Annotated in this window: 16 protein-coding genes; 7 read left to right on the top strand and 9 right to left on the bottom strand. The window is 64.9% G+C overall.

Annotated elements, in window-relative coordinates:
- Positions 1–9 precede the first annotated feature (9 nt).
- The 7 genes from NFC73_RS09030 to NFC73_RS09060 form a co-directional block, all read right to left on the bottom strand.
- Complete coding sequence (locus NFC73_RS09030; protein ID WP_254749513.1) at positions 10–870, bottom strand: sugar phosphate isomerase/epimerase family protein; 861 nt, start codon at positions 868–870, stop codon at positions 10–12.
- Positions 870–1652, bottom strand: coding sequence for a sugar phosphate isomerase/epimerase family protein (locus tag NFC73_RS09035; RefSeq protein ID WP_254749515.1), 783 nt, complete (start codon positions 1650–1652; stop codon positions 870–872). The genes NFC73_RS09030 and NFC73_RS09035 overlap by 1 nt, the downstream gene beginning before the upstream one ends.
- The gene (locus NFC73_RS09040; protein WP_254749517.1) at positions 1649–2692 is read right to left on the bottom strand and encodes a hydroxyacid dehydrogenase; all 1044 of its coding nucleotides are present in this window, start codon (positions 2690–2692) and stop codon (positions 1649–1651) included. Before NFC73_RS09040 ends, NFC73_RS09035 begins: the two co-directional genes overlap by 4 nt.
- On the bottom strand, positions 2689–3561 hold the full coding sequence (locus NFC73_RS09045; protein ID WP_254749519.1) for a carbohydrate ABC transporter permease: 873 nt from the start codon (positions 3559–3561) through the stop codon (positions 2689–2691). The genes NFC73_RS09040 and NFC73_RS09045 overlap by 4 nt, the downstream gene beginning before the upstream one ends.
- Positions 3554–4540, bottom strand: a complete 987-nt coding sequence (locus NFC73_RS09050) for a carbohydrate ABC transporter permease (RefSeq protein WP_254749521.1) — start codon at positions 4538–4540, stop codon at positions 3554–3556. The genes NFC73_RS09045 and NFC73_RS09050 overlap by 8 nt, the downstream gene beginning before the upstream one ends.
- Complete coding sequence (locus tag NFC73_RS09055) at positions 4537–5811, bottom strand: extracellular solute-binding protein (protein WP_254749523.1); 1275 nt, start codon at positions 5809–5811, stop codon at positions 4537–4539. Before NFC73_RS09055 ends, NFC73_RS09050 begins: the two co-directional genes overlap by 4 nt.
- A gap of 103 nt (positions 5812–5914) precedes the next feature.
- A complete protein-coding gene (locus tag NFC73_RS09060; protein WP_254749524.1) occupies positions 5915–6979 on the bottom strand; it encodes a substrate-binding domain-containing protein in 1065 nt (354 codons plus the stop codon).
- 155 nt (positions 6980–7134) lie between these two features.
- Between NFC73_RS09060 and NFC73_RS09065 the strand changes: the two genes are divergently transcribed.
- From NFC73_RS09065 to NFC73_RS09095, 7 genes are all read left to right on the top strand, one after another.
- Positions 7135–7800: a hypothetical protein gene (locus NFC73_RS09065; RefSeq protein WP_254749525.1), complete on the top strand. Its 666-nt coding sequence runs from the start codon at positions 7135–7137 to the stop codon at positions 7798–7800.
- 190 nt (positions 7801–7990) lie between these two features.
- Positions 7991–8905, top strand: a complete 915-nt coding sequence (gene kdgD / locus NFC73_RS09070) for a 5-dehydro-4-deoxyglucarate dehydratase (protein ID WP_254749526.1) — start codon at positions 7991–7993, stop codon at positions 8903–8905.
- 41 nt (positions 8906–8946) lie between these two features.
- Complete coding sequence (locus tag NFC73_RS09075) at positions 8947–10554, top strand: aldehyde dehydrogenase (NADP(+)) (RefSeq protein ID WP_254749527.1); 1608 nt, start codon at positions 8947–8949, stop codon at positions 10552–10554.
- Positions 10551–11879: an enolase C-terminal domain-like protein gene (locus NFC73_RS09080; protein ID WP_254749528.1), complete on the top strand. Its 1329-nt coding sequence runs from the start codon at positions 10551–10553 to the stop codon at positions 11877–11879. The genes NFC73_RS09075 and NFC73_RS09080 overlap by 4 nt, the downstream gene beginning before the upstream one ends.
- A gap of 88 nt (positions 11880–11967) precedes the next feature.
- Positions 11968–12888: an AEC family transporter gene (locus NFC73_RS09085; RefSeq protein WP_254749529.1), complete on the top strand. Its 921-nt coding sequence runs from the start codon at positions 11968–11970 to the stop codon at positions 12886–12888.
- 88 nt (positions 12889–12976) lie between these two features.
- Positions 12977–14104 (top strand): L-talarate/galactarate dehydratase, encoded by a 1128-nt coding sequence (locus tag NFC73_RS09090; protein WP_254749530.1) that lies wholly within the window; start codon positions 12977–12979, stop codon positions 14102–14104.
- 10 nt (positions 14105–14114) lie between these two features.
- On the top strand, positions 14115–14819 hold the full coding sequence (locus NFC73_RS09095) for a FadR/GntR family transcriptional regulator (protein WP_254749531.1): 705 nt from the start codon (positions 14115–14117) through the stop codon (positions 14817–14819).
- 13 nt (positions 14820–14832) lie between these two features.
- Here NFC73_RS09095 and NFC73_RS09100 read toward each other — a convergent pair whose 3' ends face one another.
- Positions 14833–16365, bottom strand: coding sequence for an APC family permease (locus NFC73_RS09100; protein ID WP_372494628.1), 1533 nt, complete (start codon positions 16363–16365; stop codon positions 14833–14835).
- 64 nt (positions 16366–16429) lie between these two features.
- Positions 16430–17857: a flavin monoamine oxidase family protein gene (locus tag NFC73_RS09105; RefSeq protein WP_254749532.1), complete on the bottom strand. Its 1428-nt coding sequence runs from the start codon at positions 17855–17857 to the stop codon at positions 16430–16432.
- Between the last annotated feature and the right edge of the window lie 142 nt (positions 17858–17999).

Consider the following 17999-nt stretch of genomic DNA (forward strand, 5'->3'; position numbering starts at 1 on the left):
GGACGAAGCCTAGAAAAGTTCGGATTGGCCCAGGGCAGCCAGGTTGTTGTGGGAGGTTTGCAGCGCTTCCCAGACGGTGCGGCCGTAGAGTTCGTCCTGCTCCACGAGCAGATACTGGGCGCCGGCGGCCTGCGCGGCGGGGATGATGGAGGCGAAATCCAGGTTCCCTTCGCCCACCTCGGCGAACTGGACCACGTTTTTGAACTCCGTCATGAAGCCGGCCGCGTCCCCTGAGTCCAGCAGCCCTAAGGCGGACTCGGGCAGTTCGCCGATGCGGTAGTCCTTCAGGTGCACCATGGCCGTGCGGCCGGCGTACTTTTCCAGGGTCCGGACCGGTTCCAGGCCGCCGCGCTGGACCCAGTGCACGTCGATTTCCATGCCCATGGCCGGGGAGTTCTCGGCGATGATGTCCAGCATGTACTTGCCGTCGAACTTCGCGAACTCGATGTGGTGGTTGTGGTAGTACAGGCCCAGGCCCTGCTCCTGCAGCCGTTCGGCGTAATCGTTGGCCTGCTTGGCGAAGTCAACCACGGCGCCGATCGATTTCATCGCCGGGAACGGCAGCATGCCGATCCGCAGCAGCTTTGAATCCAGCCGCTTGGCATCGTCCACAATCTTGTCGAAGTGCTCCGCCAGTGAGTCCCCGGGACGGCCCCTGGGGGTCTCCATCGCAACGGACAGCGCCGCGATGTCCATACCCAGCTCGCTGCGCGAACGGTCCAGCTCAGCCACGTTCTCCGGCGTCATCGGGATCTGGGAGATCTCGACGGCGTTGTAGCCGATGCCGCTGACCTTACGCAGCGTTTCGAACGCCCCGATTTCGGTGAAACTGTCCTTCAGCATCATTGCCTGCACGCCGATGGTGGTCATTACGTTCCTCCCTTGAGCGCCGTTGCCTGCTCCGCACCGAGGGCGATGCGGGTTAAGAATTCACTGTCCCGGATGACGTTCTCCGGAAGGTCCGCTTCCACGAACTCCAGCATCAGGTCCGTGGACGCTCCACTGTCCCGGAGGATCTCCCCCACTGAAAGCCACAGCGGCCTGCGGTCCGTGAGTGGCAGCCGTTCGCGCTGGGGCCACCACGAAAAGCAATGAATGCCTACGACGTGATCCAACACGTGGCGCAACGAGTCGACGGCCTGCTCGTCGGTGAGCCCGACGGCGGGCTGCCAGTATGTTCCTGCGTTGGGCCGGTCCACCCTTGCCAATAGCTCCAGGGTGGTTTCCGCCGAGTCCGTCAGTGTTCCGCCGTGGTACTCGAAGGCGATCTCCAGTCCGTGCGCCGCAGCAAGCCCGGAGATCCGCTGGGCGTCCGCCACCACCGCGTCCCAGCCCTGCGGGCTGGCCTCCAGGGACGCCGATTCCCCCGCCCAGACCCTGATCCGCGGAGCTCCCAGGGCTGACGCCAGAGCCATGACCGCTCCGAAGTCACCCCGGCTCCCCACGCGATAGTAGGAGCCGAGGGACAGGACTGTGAGGCCGGCTGCCGCTGTCGCCTGCTTGGCCCGGAGCGCGGCAGCCGCATCGACAACGTGCGCTTGGCTGCTCCACTCGATGCCGGCCAGGCGGGCCGTGGAAACGATGTCCACAACGTCCTCGATGCTGCTGTTCCGCAACGTCACTGAGCAAATGCCTGGTGTCAGGACACTCATGCCATGCCTTCCAGCGTCTCCCGGCTGATTGAATGCTCCGGGGCCCTGCCCTGCGCCAGGCGTTCCACCTCGGTCACGGCGAGATCCCCCATGCGGGCGAGCTCGTTGCCCAGGGAGCCTGCGATGTGGGGGGTCAGTATCACATTGGGCATCCCGTACAGCTCATCGCCGTCCGGCAGCGGTTCAGGTGCCGTGACATCAAGGACGGCGCTAAGCCGGCCGCTTCGCAGCTCGGTACGCAGCGCTGTGTGATCCACCAGGACGCCACGAGCCGTGTTAATGAATGTGCTTCCGTCCTGCATTTGCGCGAGTTCTGCCGCGCCGATCATCCCGAGGGTCGAAGGCAGCACGGGAGCGTGCAGTGAGACCACCTTGCTGCTGTGCATCAGCTGCTTCAGCGTCACCAGTTCGACCCCCAGGCGCGCGGCCTCGGCTGGCGAGACAGTCGGATCCGACAGCAGGACACGCAGCCCGTGCGACTTCAGCCGTTCCATCACCAGGCGCCCGATCCTGGAGGCGCCAATGATGCCCACCGTGTTTCCGTTGTTGCCCACATCCTGCCGCAGGACCTCCTTCCGGTAGCCGGACTGCCGTGCGCGTTGCCCGGCCTGGAAGGCGAAGGCGTCCTTTCCGGCGAGGAGTATGAAGGCCAGAGCATATTCCGCCACCGGGACGGCGTTGGCGTGCGCCGCCGTGGTGACGGTCAGTCCGCGGTCCCAGGCCACCGGTGCCACATGGTTCTTCACCGTTCCGGCAGCGTGCGCCACGAGGCGCAGGCCGGGCGACAGGTCCAGGACGGAAGCATCGATCCTGGGGCTGCCCCACCCCGTAATCAGGGCCGTGGTCCCGGCCAGCACTTCGCGGGCCCGGGGAGTGCTGAAGTCGGTCAGCACATCCGTGCTGACCACGTCCGCAACCGCCCGCAGGCGGCCGAAACATTCAGCATTGATCAGGCCGTCCCGGAGCTCATTGGAGCCCATGGCGAAGGCCACACGGGGCCGGAACCGACTCTCGCCGTCGTCGTCCGTCCGGCGGTTCATCCTTTCAGCCCTGCGCTTGCCATGCCCTCAACGAACCGCTTCTGCGCGAAGATGAACAGGAGGATCATCGGCAACGCGGCGAGTGCGGTCCCGGCCATGAGGTAGGGCCACAGGACGTCGGACTGGTCCTGGGAGAAGATCGCGAGGCCCAGCTGGAGCGGCCTGATTTCGTCGGTGTTGGTGATCATGAGGGGCCAGAGGAATGCATTCCATGCCCCTTCGACCTGGAAGACGAAAATGGTGACCAGCGCGGGCTTGATCAACGGCGTCATGACCTTCAGGAAGATTCCGAACTCCCCCACGCCGTCCATCCGGGCCGCGTCGGCCAGCTCTGACGGGAGCGAGACGTAGAACTGCCGGGCCAGGAACGTGTACATGGGGCCTGCCGCCAGCGGGATGATGAGGCCCCACCAGGAATCCAGCCAGCCCGTGCCGCCCTGGCCAAAAATGTCATTGCCGCCGAACAGCGGGATGCTCTTCACGATCAGGAACAGCGGGACCAGGATGATCTGGAACGGGACCATCAGCAGCACGATGAAGTAGTTCAGCAGCGATTTGGCCCCGCGGAGGGGGAGCTTGGCCAGCGCGTAACCGGCCATGGTGCAGACGGCCAGGGTCACCGCCGTCTCGCCGATGGCGATGATGAAGCTGTTGCGGAAGTAGTTCAGGAACGGGGCGATCTTCATCGCCTCCGCGAAGTTCTCCCAGTGGTACTCCTTGGGCAGCCAGGTGAAGACACCCACCTCGTTGGGGGCCTTGAGCGCGGTCAGTACCATCCAGATGAACGGCGCCAGCATCAGCAACGAGCCCACCGTCAGTGCCGCGTACAGGGCAATCCTGCCGGGTTTGATTCCTGCGGTTCTATTCACTCTTATCAGATCCTTGAAGCTTCCGGCCCACAATGATGAACACGCTGATCAGGAGGATCATGATCACCGTTTCGGCTGAGGCATAGCCGAGCCGCATCCCTTGGAACGCATTGTTGTAGATGTCCAGCACCAGCACGTTGGTGGAGATCCCGGGACCTCCCCTGGTCATGACATAGACGAGGTCATAGACCTGGAACGTGCCCACAATCGAAGTGATCAGGACGAAGAACTGGGCAGGAGCCAGGGCTGGCCACTTCACATGTTTGAACGTCTGCCAAGGGTTGGCGCCGTCCAATTCCGCGGCTTCCACGAGTTCCCGGGAAACACCCTGCAGGGCGGCTAAGTAGATGATCATTTTGGCGCCAAGCCCCTGCCAGATCCCCACCAACATGAGGGAGGGCAGTGCCGTGTCGGGGCTGTTGAGGAACGGCTGCGGACCGAAGCCGAAGAAGCTCAGCGCACCGTTGGCCAGGCCTGCACCGGGGTTGTAGATCCACAGCCATACGGTGGCAACCGCCACCGTGGCGGTCACCGTGGGGATGTAGAAGGCGGTCCGGAAGAACGCCATGCCGCGAAGCTTCTGGTTGAGCCCCAGTGCGATGACCAGTGCCAGGCCCATGGAGATCGGCACCACCACGAGGGCGTACAGAACAGTGTTCACAAAGGCGGTCTTGAAGTTCTGGTCACCCATCAGCTCAACGAAGTTATCAAAACCAACCCACGCCCATTCGCCGCTGAAGCTGTAGTCGGTCATGCTCAGAAACACTGCGGCGAGGGTGGGTACGGAGATGAAGAGCGTGGAGTGCAGCAGCGCCGGGGTCAGCAGGAACCAGCCGGCCCACACCTGCTTCCGTGTGACGGAGCGCCGCTTCGTGCGGCCGCCGCGCCGTTTGGCGGCCGTGGGTTTCCGCGGGTCTGCCGGCGCCACGGTTGGGGACTCCGACGCCGGCGCCGGCGTCATGGTTGCTCGGTTGGTCATTTTGAAAGCGCGGCCAGGGACGACAGGACTTCCTCTGCCGGACGCTTGCCGAGCAGGGCTTCATCGAGGCCGGAGTTGAAGGACTTACGCACTTCCAGCCAGTTCGAGGCTCCGCCTTCGTAGGCCGCGTGCGAAAGGTTCTCCGCGACGAACTTGCTCAGCGGGTTGGACTGGGCCTGCCCTGTTTTCGCGGTGTCCTTGGTAGCCGGAATCTTCGAATTGAGCTTGGCCTGGGCGTTGTTGGCCTCAGGCTTGATGAGGGATTCGATGAACGTCCAGGCAGCCTTTGCATTCTTCGTCTTGGCGCCGATCGAGGCAATGTCGCCGCCCACGAACTCTGCCTTGGTGCCGCTGTCCAGCAGGAAAAAGCTGAGGTCGTCACAATTGGCCTGGCCGATGCCCTTGTCGCTGCAGTCAACGGCGCCGCCCACCATGCCCATGGGAGCCTCATTCGTGTAGACCAGGGGCTTCTTTGCAGAGTTCATCTGGCCAAACGTCTGGACGTTGTTGATCATGCTTTTCATCCATTCGAGCGTCTCCACGCCTTCAGAATTGCTGAAGTTCGGCTTGCCGTCCACGAACAGGGGCGTGCCTGTCGAAGCCAGGAAAGTGGTGAACGTCTGCCGGTAGGCCCCCGACGCTGCCCAGAAATCGAAGCCGGGACGTGTGATCGCCCCGGAGGCATCCCGCTTCGTCAGTTTCTCGGCTGCTTTTTTCAACTCCGCCATGCTGGTCGGCGGCTTTTCGGGGTCCAGGCCCGCTTCGATAAAGGCGCTCTTACGGAAGGCCACTGCGCGGGCATCAGCGATCAGTGGGTAGCCGTATACCTTCTCATCGTGGGTGACGGCCGGGATCATCGCCTCCACTGTCTTGGTGCTGATGTCCTCCTTGGTAACCCCCACGTCCGCGAGATCCTTGAAAACCTTCTTGGCGGCGAACGGCTGGATCCAACCTATCCCCGTGACCAGGACGTCATAGCCGGATCCGGAGGCGATCGAAGTGGAGATCTTCTCGTTCATGGTGTCGTACGTGACGAAGTCCGGTTCGATGGTCATCTTCGGGTAGGTCTTGTTGAAGTCATCAACAACCTTCTGGAATTCCGCCTTGCCTTCGTTGGAAAGGGGGTACGTGGGGATCATGACCCGCAGCGATCCGGTAGCCGCCGCCGGGTCGTCCGTGGATGAGCTCGGCGCACTGCCGGAACCACACGCCGCCAACGCAAGCCCGAGGCCGACGGACATCGCCATAACCTTCAAAGCGTTCTTCTTCATGAGTTGTCTCCCTTGACTTTGATGCGCCGCACAGGGGCCAGCGCCTCCCTAGAAGGTAGATCGAAACAACCCTTCATTCAATCGTCTTGTGCATGATCGAACATTATCGGTCAGATAATGTTTCCCGCGCTCCGCAGGATTCACGGATGTGCAACGTGGGCAGCAGGGAGATGTGGGACACCGGACCGGCCGCCGTGGAGCCGTAGCCGATGTTGCGCATGAGCTGTTCCAGGGCCAGGGAACCCACGGCCTGCTTGGGGGGTGACACCGCCGTCAGCGGCACGGGCGCCATGCTCGCGGTGACATCGTCGTAGGCCACCACGGCAATATCCTCGGGTATCCGGAGACCCCGCTGGAAGGCGAGTTCAACCAGGAGGGCAGCGGCCATGTCGTTGTGGACAAAGAACGCCCGCGTCCCGTCGGCCAGGCAACGGTCAAGGAGCTGTTCCAGCTCAGCCGGCACGCCATCTCCGCCCACCCGTCCCAGCTGGACAACGTCCGGCTCATTCGTCAGCCCGAGTATCTCCCAGGCATCCCGGCAACCGAGTTCGAGCCAGTACGAGGTGGGCGTTGCGGACATGGCCACGGCTATGGACCGGTGGCCCAGTCCGTGGAGGTGCCGCAGGGCCAGGACAGCACCGGCCCTGTGATCCGTCCGGACGTGATCCATTTCCCGCTTGAGGTTTGGGCTGCCGAAGGCCCGCTCCATCAGCACCGTGGGAACACTGATGTCCTCCAGCCAGGTCGCGGCACCGGGATCGGAGTCACCGGCCGCAGTGGCCAGGAGGATACCCTCCACACCCAGGGCGATCATTCGGCGCACCCGGTCCTGTTCCACGGCACCATAGTCGGAGACGCCGAGGACCAGACGGACACCGAAACGCTCCGCCGCGGATTCTGCCCCGCGGATGACTTCACTGAAGTAATACAGGCTGCTCGGCACCACGATGCCCACCAGTTTCTGGCCGGGGCTGCCTGGCTGTTCCTGTCCGCGACGGACAGCACCGCCATGGATCCGGCTCAGCATCCCGGCAGAGTGCAGGCCGTTCAGGTCCCGCCGGATGGTCACCTCCGCGACGTTGAGTTCCCGGGCCATATCCACGGCGCGGACGCGGCCATAGAGGCGGATGTGCTCGAGAATGAGCTTCTGGCGTTCCTCAGCAAGCATGGCGTGGTTCCTTCATCCGAGATCAGTTTCGTGCCGACCGTTGCAATATCGATCATAATCCGATCAAATGAACATGCGCGCAAGACGCGTCCGGCCGTCGGAACGCTCCGGTCCTGACCTGCAACCGCCAACATGACGAAGAATGAGGAACGCCAGTGGAGTCGACAAAGGGGCCATCGCGCTCGGCCCGGCTGCTCGGGGTGTTCGAGGTGACCGGGGACATCCTGACGCTTCAGCTGTTGTTCCTGGTGGCATCCCTGCCTGTGATCACGATGTTTCCGGCGGCCCTGGCGCTGCAGTATTCCCTTGGCGATGTCTTCGTGGAAGGAAGGCCCCGGCCTGCAAGGCTCTTCTGGACCAACTTCATCTGGGCCATAAGACGTACATGGAAAGCGGCTATTCTGCTGCCGTTGTTGATAATTCTTGCGGCTGCATCGCTTTTGTTTTGGTTGGCGGCAGGCGGGTTGGCGGGGGTAGTAGCCCTCTGCATCCTGATTCCGATGTATGGAGTGCTGGTTGCCGGCTATGTGGCCGTCCTCGCATCTACCCTTGAAGCCAGCGCCTCAAGGACAGGCACCCGTGGATGGGACAGCATTGCGGGATTCCGCGAGCGGCTTCATAAGGTTTGGTCGCTGGCGCAGCGCCGGGCCATCCCCCTGGCACTTTCCGTCGTCGTAATGGTTACGTGGCTGCTTGTGCTGGCCAAACTGCCAACCCTGGTGCTCGTGGGTACCGGACTCGTCCCGGCCGGGTTGGCCTGGTGGGTGGCCAACCCTTGGGTGCAGGACCGGCGAGCAGAAATCGCTGGCAGCAGCAACTGAACTGCCACCAGGCGAGGCGAATCCGCTACTTCGCTGGAATCCCGGAGTGGCCCAGATGATGCTATCCGGGTATCAATCAATACGAAAAAGGGCTTAGACAGGCATCATGTGGCCTGCCTACTCTGGACAGGAATCAGCATCCAGCGGCCCGCGGCATTCACACCGCGGCCTCCAGACAGAGGACAACATCGTGGCGAAATACACCCCCCAGGAACTGGCAGACACCCTCAAGGAAGGCCTGCTCTCGTTCCCGGTGACGTCCTTCGATGCCCAGTTGCAGTTCGACGAGGAAAACTACCGCAAGCACCTCGCCTGGCAGGCCAGCTTCCCGGTTGCAGGCCTGTTCGCGGCGGGCGGCACCGGTGAAGGGTTCTCCCTCACTCCGGCGGAATCGGAGCGCGTAGTCCGCACCGCCGTCGAGGAAGTCGGCAAGCTGGTTCCTGTCCTGGCTTCCGCCGGTGGATCCACCGCCCAGGCCATCGAGAACGCCCAAGCCGCCGAAGCCGCCGGCGCCGACGGGCTCCTTCTCCTCCCCCCGTACCTCACCGAGGCTGACCAAGGCGGCCTGACCGACCACGTCAGCGCCATCTGCGCCTCAACATCGCTGGGCGTCATCATCTACAACCGCGCCAACGCCATCTACAAAGACACCACTGTTGCCACCCTCGCGGACCGCCACGAAAACCTGATCGGTTTCAAGGACGGCGTGGGCGACCTCGAACACGACGCCCGCGTCTACGCCAAGCTCGGCGACCGCCTCTTCTACCTCGGCGGCCTTCCCACGGCGGAAACCTTTGCCCTCCCGCTGCTGCAGCTGGGCATGAGCACCTACTCCAGCGCCATGTACAATTTCGTCCCGCAGTTCGCCCTGGACTTCTACCAGGACGTCCGCAACAACGACCGTGTGGCCGTGAACAAGAAGCTCAACGAGTTCGTGATCCCGTATCTGGACATCCGCGACCGCGTGAAAGGCTACTCCGTCTCCATCGTCAAGGGCGGCCTGGACGCCATCGGCCGCTCCGCCGGCGGGGTCCGACCGCCGCTGCAGAACCTCGCGCCCCAGGACCTCGCAGACCTCAAGGCCCTCATCGCCACCGTTTCCTGAACCACGGCCTCCTGACCAACGTCTCCCTAGGAGTAAATACAGTGACACTCACCGGACATTCCCTGATCGCCGGCCAGCCCGTCGTCGGCAGCGGCAGGACCGCCTTCGGTTTCAACCCCGCCACCAACGAGTCGCTCGAACCCGCGTACACGCTGATCACCGAAGACCAGCTGACGACGGCGACCTCCGCCGCCGCGGCTGCCTACCCCTCCTTCAGTGCCCTGGACCCCGAGACGCACGCCGGCTTCCTTGAAGCCATCGCCGGGAACATCGAGGCCATCGGCGATGAACTGATCATCCGCGCGGGCCAGGAAACCGGGCTGCCCGCCGCCCGGCTGCAGGGCGAACGCGCCCGCACCACCGGGCAGCTCCGCCTGTTCGCGAACGTGGTCCGCCAGGGTGACTTCCGCGGCGTCCGCATCGACCCGGCCCTGCCGGAGCGCACTCCCCTGCCCCGCGCGGACATCCGCCAGCGCCAGATCCCGCTGGGTCCCGTGGCAGTGTTCGGTGCCAGCAACTTCCCGCTCGCGTTTTCGACGGCGGGCGGAGACACAGCGTCGGCCCTCGCCGCCGGCTGCCCGGTGGTTTTCAAGGCCCACAACGCCCACCCCGGGACCAGCGAACTCGTGGGACAGGCCATCGTGCAGGCCGTCAAGGATGCGGGCCTGCACCCGGGAGTCTTCTCCCTGATCTACGGCCCCGGCGCCAGCATCGGCCAGGCCCTCGTGGCCGATCCCGCCATTAAAGCAGTGGGCTTCACCGGATCCCAGAATGCCGGGATCGCCCTGATGCGTACCGCTGCAGCCCGGCCGGAACCCATTCCCGTGTACGCGGAAATGTCCTCGCTGAACCCGGTCTTTGTGTTCGACGGCGCCCTCAAGGGTGACGTTGACGCGCTGGCACAGCAGTACGTCACCGCCGTCACCGGCAGCTCAGGCCAGCTCTGCACCTCCCCCGGCCTGCTGTTCGCCCCCGAAGGCGAGCTGGGCGACAAACTCGCCGCCGCCGTCGGCCGCGCCGTCTCCGCCTGCGCCGGCCAGACGATGCTCACCGAGGGAATCGCCGGGTCCTGGAACGCCGGAGCCGAAGCCCTCGGTTCCGCGGACGGCGTCACCGTCGTCGGACAGGGCACTCAGGGTCCCACCAAAAACGCGCCTGCCCCGACGATCTTCGGGACCGGCGTCAAGGAATTCGTTGCCAACCACGTGCTGCACCAGGAAATCTTCGGTGCCGCGTCCCTGGTGATCCGCTACGGCTCGGTGCAGGACCTGATCGCCGCCACCAACCGGCTGGAAGGCCAGCTCACCGCCTCCCTGCAGCTCACCGAAGAGGACTTCCCGACGGCGGCGCAGCTGCTCCCCGCGCTCGAGCAGAAGGTGGGCCGCATCATCGTCAACGGCTGGCCCACCGGCGTCGAAGTAGGGCACGCCATGGTCCACGGCGGTCCGTTCCCCGCCACCTCGGACACCCGAACCACCTCCGTCGGCACCCTGGCCATCAACCGTTTCCTCCGGCCGGTCGCCTACCAGAACCTGCCCCAGGAACTGCTGCCGGCCGCACTCCGGGACACCAACCCCTGGCAGCTGAACCGCCGCATCGACGGCACCGTTGAAGCCGCAGCCGATGCAAAAGATAAGGTCAACGCATGAGCAGCCAGCCCACCATCGTCCGCGTCGAGGTTGTCCCGGTAGCCGGCCACGACAGCATGCTGATGAACCTCAGCGGCGCCCACGGCCCGTTCTTCACCCGCAACGTGGTCATCGTGACTGATTCCGAGGGCCGCACCGGCCTGGGCGAGGTTCCCGGCGGCGAGAAGATCAAAACCACCATCGAGGAGGCCGGGACGCTGATCACCGGCCAGCCTGTAGCCCGCTACCGCTCCCTGCTCCGGGAGATCGCGGCGGAGTTCGCCGACCGCGACGCGGGCGGCCGCGGCCTGCAGACCTTCGACCTCCGCACCACGGTCCACGCGGTCACCGCGGTCGAATCCGCCCTGCTGGACCTGCACGGCCAGTTCCTCGGCGTTCCCGTCGCGGAACTGCTCGGCGACGGCCAGCAGCGCACCTCGGTGCCGATGCTCGGGTACCTCTTCTTTATTGGCGACCACGCACGGACCGATCTTCCCTACCTGGTGGAGGAGTCGCCGTCGGACCGTTGGGAAGCGCTGCGCCGCCAGGAAGCGATGACTCCGGAGGCTGTTGTTGCACTGGCCGAGGCCGCCCAGGAACGCTATGGCTTCACTGACTTCAAGCTCAAGGGCGGCGTGCTGTCCGGGGACGACGAGGTGGATGTTGTGACCTCCCTTCACGCGCGCTTCCCGGACGCTCGGGTGACTCTGGACCCGAACGGCGGCTGGCTCCTGGAGGAGGCCATCCGCCTGGGCAAGCGGATGCAGGGCGTTGTTGCCTACGCGGAGGACCCGTGCGGCGCGGAAGGCCGCTTCTCCGGGCGCGAGGTCATGGCTGAGTTCCGCCGCGCCACCGGGCTGAAGACGGCCACCAACATGATCGCCACGGACTGGCGGGAGATGTCCCACGCCATCCGCAGCAACGCCGTGGACATCCCGCTGGCGGACCCGCATTTCTGGACCATGTCCGGCTCGGTCCGCGTGGCGCAGCTGTGCAACGAGTTCGGACTGACCTGGGGATCGCATTCGAACAACCATTTCGACATTTCGCTGGCCATGTTCACCCACACGGGTGCGGCTGCCCCGGGCGAAATCACGGCACTGGACACCCACTGGATCTGGCAGGACGGGCAGGGGCTCACCAAGAACCCGCTGCAGATCCGCGACGGCGCCATCTCGGTGCCCGATGCGCCCGGCTTGGGCATCGAACTGGACCGGGCGGCGCTGGACAAGGCGCACGAGCTGTACCTGCAGCACGGCCTCGACGCGCGGGACGACAGCATCGGCATGCAGTACTACGTCGATGGCTGGTCCTTCGACCCGAAACGGCCCTGCCTGGTCCGCTAAGGACGCCAAGTACGCTTCCCCACGGCCGGTCCGCTTAGAGCGGGGCCGGCCGTGCGGAAATTCCAACAGCTAAATAGAAGGGTGGACTGTGGGCGGCGTTGTCTCCGGAATCCTGATCGTCTCCGTGGTCATTGCCGTGGGCTATTTCGCGGCCCGGCTGCGGATACTGGGGCCCGAAGTCCAGGGTGCACTGACCCGCACTGCCTACTACGTCACCAACCCGGCGCTGCTGTTCACGGTGGTTGCCGGCAGCGACATCCGCGCCGCCCTGGGAACCGATGCCCCGCTCGCGCTGCTCTCCGCGGCGATAGTGGGGCTTCTCTATTGGCTGGCGAGTTTCCTGTTCTTCCGGCGTCCTGCGGCGGAGACCGCCGTCGGGGCCATGGCCAGCAGCTACGCGAATGCCAACAACATCGGCATCCCGGTGTCCCTGTACACCGTGGGAACGGCGCAGCACGTGGCACCGGTGCTGCTGGTCCAGCTCCTGGTGATGGCGCCGTTCTACCTGACAGTCCTGGGGCTGGTCTCCGGCACGAAAATCTCGTGGAAGAAGATGCTGCTGCAGCCGATGGGCAATCCCATGATCATCGCCTCGGCACTGGGTGTGGCCGTCGCCCTGACGGGCTGGACCGCCCCGGACCTGCTGCAGAAGCCGATCGACATGCTGGCCGGCGGGGCCGTGCCCATGGTCCTGCTGGCCTTCGGCCTGTCCCTCGCCGGCCGCGCGCCGCTGCAGAAGGACGACGGACGGACGGAAACCCTCGTGGCAACCTTCCTCAAGATCGCCGGCATGCCGCTCATTGTGTGGGTCCTTGGCCGCTTTGTCTTCGGGCTGGAAGGACAGCATCTCCTCGCCAGCGTGATCATGGCGGCACTTCCCACGGCGCAGAACGTTTTCCTCTTTGCCTCCCCCTATGACCGCGGCATGACCGTGGCCCGCGACGTTATCCTGTGCACCACCGTGCTGAGTGTGGGGGCGCTCCTGGCTGTCGCCTGGCTGGTGGGTTGAGCGTGTCCTACTTGTAATACAAGTTATATACTTGTACGCTAAGTAGCAGGGCAACGCGGCCCGGACAGCCTGCTTTCGAGGAGCAACAATGAGTACCGTCGATGTCATCCGGCACGTTAAACTTTCCACCGCTCGGCTCCCGCTGGCCGTCCCCATCAGTGACGCCAAGGTATTCACCGGCCGCCAGAAGCCCATGACCGAAGTGGTGTTCCTGTTCGCGGAAATCACCACGGAACTGGGCCACAGCGGAATCGGCTTCAGCTACTCCAAGCGCGCCGGCGGTCCCGCCCAGTACGCCCACGCCAAGGAGGTCGCGCAGGGACTCATTGGCGAGGACCCCAACGATATCGGCAAGATCTATACCAAGCTCCTCTGGGCCGGCGCCTCCGTGGGCCGCTCAGGTGTGGCCACTCAGGCCCTCGCCGCGATCGACATCGCCCTCTACGACCTCAAAGCCAAGCGCGCCGGCCTGTCACTGGCCAAATTCCTGGGCGCCTACCGGGACTCCGTCCAGACCTACAACACCTCCGGTGGCTTCCTCAACGCCTCTCTTGACGAAGTCAAGGACCGAGCCACCGTACTCCTGGACGAAGGCATCGGCGGCATCAAGATCAAGGTGGGCCTGCCCGATTCCGCCGAGGACCTGCGCCGCGTGGCCGGCATCCGCGAACACATCGGTTGGGATGTTCCCCTGATGGTGGACGCCAATCAGCAGTGGGACCGGGCCACGGCCCTGCGCATGGGCCGCCAGCTGGAACAGTACAACCTCATCTGGATCGAAGAGCCGCTCGATGCCTACGACTTCGAGGGCCACGCGCACCTGGCCAACGTCCTGGACACGCCCATCGCCACCGGGGAGATGCTGGCGTCCGTGGCCGAGCACAAGGGCCTCATCACCGCTAACGGCTGCGACATCATCCAGCCGGACGCACCCCGCGTCGGCGGCATCACCCAGTTCCTGCGCCTCGCCGCCCTCGCGGACGAACGCGGGCTTGGCCTGGCGCCCCACTTCGCCATGGAGATCCACTTGCACCTCGCCGCGGCGTACCCGCGGGAACCGTGGGTGGAGCACTTCGACTGGCTGGATCCGCTGTTTAATGAGCGCCTCGAAACCAAGGACGGCCGCATGCTGGTCCCGGACCGTCCCGGCCTGGGCGTGACCCTCAGTGACCAGGCCCGCGCCTGGACCACCGAGTCCGTGGAGTTCGGCGCGTAACCTTGAACGCATGAGCCGGAACCTGACCGCGGACCTCGCCGCCGACCTTCGCACCCGCATCGTGGACGGCGTCATCCAGCCCGGCGACAAGCTTCCCAGCGAAAACGCGCTGATGGTCGACTTCGGCGTCAGCCGCACAGTGGTGCGTTCGGCGCTGACGCGCCTCCAGGCCGAAGGGCTGGTGGAAACCGAACGCGGGCGGGGCAGCTTCGCGCTGACCCCGCCCGACGCCGGCCCCCAGCCAGTCCCGGGCAGCCGCCCCGTCGCCAGCATCGAAGACCGCCTCCACCTGCTGGAATTCCGGCTGGGCGTCGAGACTGAAGCAGCAGGCCTGGCCGCCCGCAACCACTCCGACCGCCAGCTCAGGGCTGTCAATACCGCCCTGGAACAGTTCGCCGCCAGCGCTGACCACCCCGGCCACGCCATGAAGGCCGACTTCGAGTTCCACCGGGCCATCGCGGCCGCTTCCGGCAACCCTTTCTACTCAGACTGCCTCGCCGCCTTGGGTCAGACGATGATCGCGATGCCCCGCACCCGGCTGCTCACCGGCGTCGAACATTACGCCCGGGACTACTTTGACCAGGTGGTGCACGAGCACCGGTCCATCGCTGCCGCCATCGCCGACCGCGATGAAAGCGCGGCAGCTGCTGCCATGCGCAGCCACCTCGCAAATTCCCGACGGCGGTTCAAGGCTTCGGTACGCCCACCCGTTTAGGCACCGCCCGCACTCAGCCCTCCTCGCGGCCGCGGGCCAGCACCTGCCCCTTGAAGAACTCGGGCCGCAGCCGGGACATCACCAGCATGAGCACCACGCCCAGCAGGATCACCCCCATGCCCAGGATGAACACCATCCCCACGCCGCCCACCGATGATCCGGAGCCGTACTCGGGGTCCATGGAATCGGACGCGGTCTTGAAGAACATCACCAGCAGGATGACTCCGCCCACCAGCGGCGCCAGGAACGTGTAGAAGAAGGCGCGGCCAGCGCTGAACGCCTGTGCCCGGAAGAACCAGACGCATGCCAGGGCTGTGATGCCGTAGTAGAGGCAGATCATCATGCCCAGCGCCGTGATGGTGTCCCAGAGTGCGTTCTCCGAGGTGGTCCGGGTTACGACGTAGAAGGCTGCGGCAGCAACGCCCGCGGCGATCGTGGCGTAGCTCGGGGACTTGAAGCGCGGGCTGACCTTGCCGAAGCGGCCCGGGAATGCCTTGTAGTGGCCCATCGACAGCATGGTCCGCGCCGGCGACACAAACGTGGACTGCAGCGAGGCGGCCGAACTGCTCAGGATGGCGAGGGACATCAGGATGGCGAACGGTCCCATCACCGGCCCGGAGAGGACGGCGAAGATGCTCGACTGGTTGTCCGGATTCCCGGCGCCAAGGCCGGTTTCGCCCACGCCCGAGAAGGACAAGGTTGCCAGCGCAACGGTCATGTAGATCGCCACTATCACCACCACGGTGACGGTTGCCGCCCGCCCCGGAGTCTTCTCCGGATTTTTGGTTTCCTCGTTCATGGTCAGCGTGACGTCCCAGCCCCAATAGATGAAGATGGAGAGGGAAACCCCGGCAGCAAAGGCTGAGAAGGATCCGACCGCGAACGGGTTAAACCAGTCCGGCGAAATGGCGGTCGCATCAAACGCCGAGCCGTTGGCCACGTGAGTGAAGGCAGCTACGGCAAACCAGCCCAGCACCAGCAGCTGGAACGCCACCAGTACATACTGCACGCCCTTGGTGGCTTCCATACCCCGATAGGAAATCCAGCAAGCCAGGGCGATGAACACCAGGGTCGTGGCGATGTTCAGCGGCAGGTTCTTGCTCAGCTCGCCCAGTTCCGGGTTCCCGAACAGCTGGGCCAGCATGAGGTAGAAGAAGTCGACGGCGACCGCCGCCAGGTTGGACAGCACAATGATGGTGGCCGCGATCAGCCCCCAGCCACCCATCCAGCCGATCCACGGACCAAAGGCGCGCGATGCCCACGTAAACGAGGTGCCGGCGTCGGGCATGGCATTGTTCAGTTCGCGGTAGCCGAACGCCACCAGGATCATGGGGATAAAGCCCACCAGGAAGATCGCCGGCAGCTGCACCCCCACCTCCGATACGGTTGGCCCCAGCGCCGCGGTCAGCGTGTACGCAGGCGCGATGCAGGAGACGCCGATCACGACGGCGCCCACCAGCCCCACCGCCCCGGCCTTCAGGCCCTTGCCCCTGAGGCCCTTTTCAGCCAGGCCATTGCCCGGGGCGCTGGGTGGCTCTGCTGTCACTTCTTTGGGACTCACGGGCTTGCCTCTCTTTCATTCGACGCTGAATGGGTTGGAGCCGGTGCGCTCAGCCGACGGCGGCCACGGCCTCGTTTGCCGCATGGGCAGCGCCCGCTTTGGCTGCAACGCCCGCCGCGTCCACGATGCTCGCCGCTGTACGCTGGCCCATGCGGACGGCTCCGTCAACATGCTGGTAGCCCTCGGCGGCGAGGTCCGAGGAGCACCAGTAGATCGGGCCCACAGGAGTGTGCTGGTCCTTGCCGTAGCGGTGCAGCCCGCCCAGATCGTAGCTGGCGGCGTACGCGCCACGGGTCCATTCCTCGGAACCCCAGTCGGATTCGTAGTAGACCTCAGGCTCCAGTGCCTTGTCCCCCAGGAACCCGGCAATCGATTCCAGGATGGCGCGGCGGCGGTCCTCGGCATCCAGCTCGAAGACGGCGTCGGCCTTTTCATCCGAAACGAAGCCCACCAGGGTTCCCCGTGAATCACCATGGTTGGTGTTGTCGTAGACCTCCTGGACCAGCGACCCGGCGCCGAAACCCGTTCCGGAGAGTCCGTCTTCGCGCCAGAACGGCGTGCTGTAGACGGCGTGGACCTTGATCACCAGGCCCAGCGACTGGTGCTGATGCATCTGGTGCTGCCGCCGCGGAAGCGGCGGGTCAAAAGTGACACGTGAGTAAAGGTTCGGTGGCACGGCCATGATCACAAAACGCGCGTTCACGGTGGCACGCTCCGAGACAACGCTGACGCGGTGTCCGCCGTCGCCGGCATCCTCCCAGTGGATGGTGCGCACCGGGCTGTTAAGTACGACGTCGGCACCCAGTTCCGCTGCCTGCAGCAGGGACACCTGCTGCATCCCGCCGATGACCCGCTTGTCCAGGATGAAGTCCTCGTCGGTGAGGTGGCTGAAGGACCCGGCGGAGGCTGCCATCAGGACCGCCTGCAGTGCCGAAAACGCGTGCGCGGGTTTGGTGAGCATGCCGCCGGCGATGAACAGGCCGATGTTGTTGCAGGCCTCCTCATCGGCCGAATTGGCGCGCAGCCAGTGGTGGAAGGAGATGGTGTCCAGCTCACGGGCCTTGGGGTGCGCCCAGGGCTCGGTGGCACCGATTTCCGCGGCCAGTCCGTCCAGAATGCCGATCAGCTTGTCCATCTCCGCTCCGGTGGCTTCACTTACCGGGAAGGAATCACCGGTGTAGCGGGTTTTCCTGCCGTCCGCGCCGACGTAGACGGATTCGCCCTCACGGTAGCGGGGGTATGTCTTCAGGCCGAGCTCGTCCAGGAGCTCCAGCAGTACGGTCTGGTCCGGGGAGACCCACTGGCCGCCGATTTCCAGCATGGCCCCGTCAATGGTGTCGGTCCAGGTCCGGCCGCCCACGCGGTCCCGTGCTTCCAGCACTGCCACGCTGAGGCCGGCCTTCTTCAGCTCGCGGGCAGCGGTGAGCCCGGAGGGTCCAGCGCCGACGATTACAACGTCGCGGTCAAGATTGAGCATAGTGTCCTCTCTGTGGCCGGTCGAGTGACGCGAACCACTAAATGAATGCCATTCATTTAGTGGAACTATAGCTGTTTTGTGGTCCGCAAGGAAGAGCCGGGTGGAATAATGCTGGGGATATCTGCCCGCGGAAAGGCCACCA

The sequence above is a fragment of the Pseudarthrobacter humi genome (assembly GCF_024294965.1).
Taxonomy (GTDB): domain Bacteria; phylum Actinomycetota; class Actinomycetes; order Actinomycetales; family Micrococcaceae; genus Arthrobacter; species Arthrobacter humi.

Coding starts and splice junctions, on each gene's coding strand:
- NFC73_RS09030 (WP_254749513.1), bottom strand. CDS start 870: ATGACCACCATCGGCGTGCAGGCAATGATGCTGAAGGACAGTTTCACC.
- NFC73_RS09035 (WP_254749515.1), bottom strand. CDS start 1,652: ATGAGTGTCCTGACACCAGGCATTTGCTCAGTGACGTTGCGGAACAGC.
- NFC73_RS09040 (WP_254749517.1), bottom strand. CDS start 2,692: ATGAACCGCCGGACGGACGACGACGGCGAGAGTCGGTTCCGGCCCCGT.
- NFC73_RS09050 (WP_254749521.1), bottom strand. CDS start 4,540: ATGACCAACCGAGCAACCATGACGCCGGCGCCGGCGTCGGAGTCCCCA.
- NFC73_RS09055 (WP_254749523.1), bottom strand. CDS start 5,811: ATGAAGAAGAACGCTTTGAAGGTTATGGCGATGTCCGTCGGCCTCGGG.
- NFC73_RS09060 (WP_254749524.1), bottom strand. CDS start 6,979: ATGCTTGCTGAGGAACGCCAGAAGCTCATTCTCGAGCACATCCGCCTC.
- NFC73_RS09080 (WP_254749528.1), top strand. CDS start 10,551: ATGAGCAGCCAGCCCACCATCGTCCGCGTCGAGGTTGTCCCGGTAGCC.
- NFC73_RS09090 (WP_254749530.1), top strand. CDS start 12,977: ATGAGTACCGTCGATGTCATCCGGCACGTTAAACTTTCCACCGCTCGG.
- NFC73_RS09095 (WP_254749531.1), top strand. CDS start 14,115: ATGAGCCGGAACCTGACCGCGGACCTCGCCGCCGACCTTCGCACCCGC.
- NFC73_RS09105 (WP_254749532.1), bottom strand. CDS start 17,857: ATGCTCAATCTTGACCGCGACGTTGTAATCGTCGGCGCTGGACCCTCC.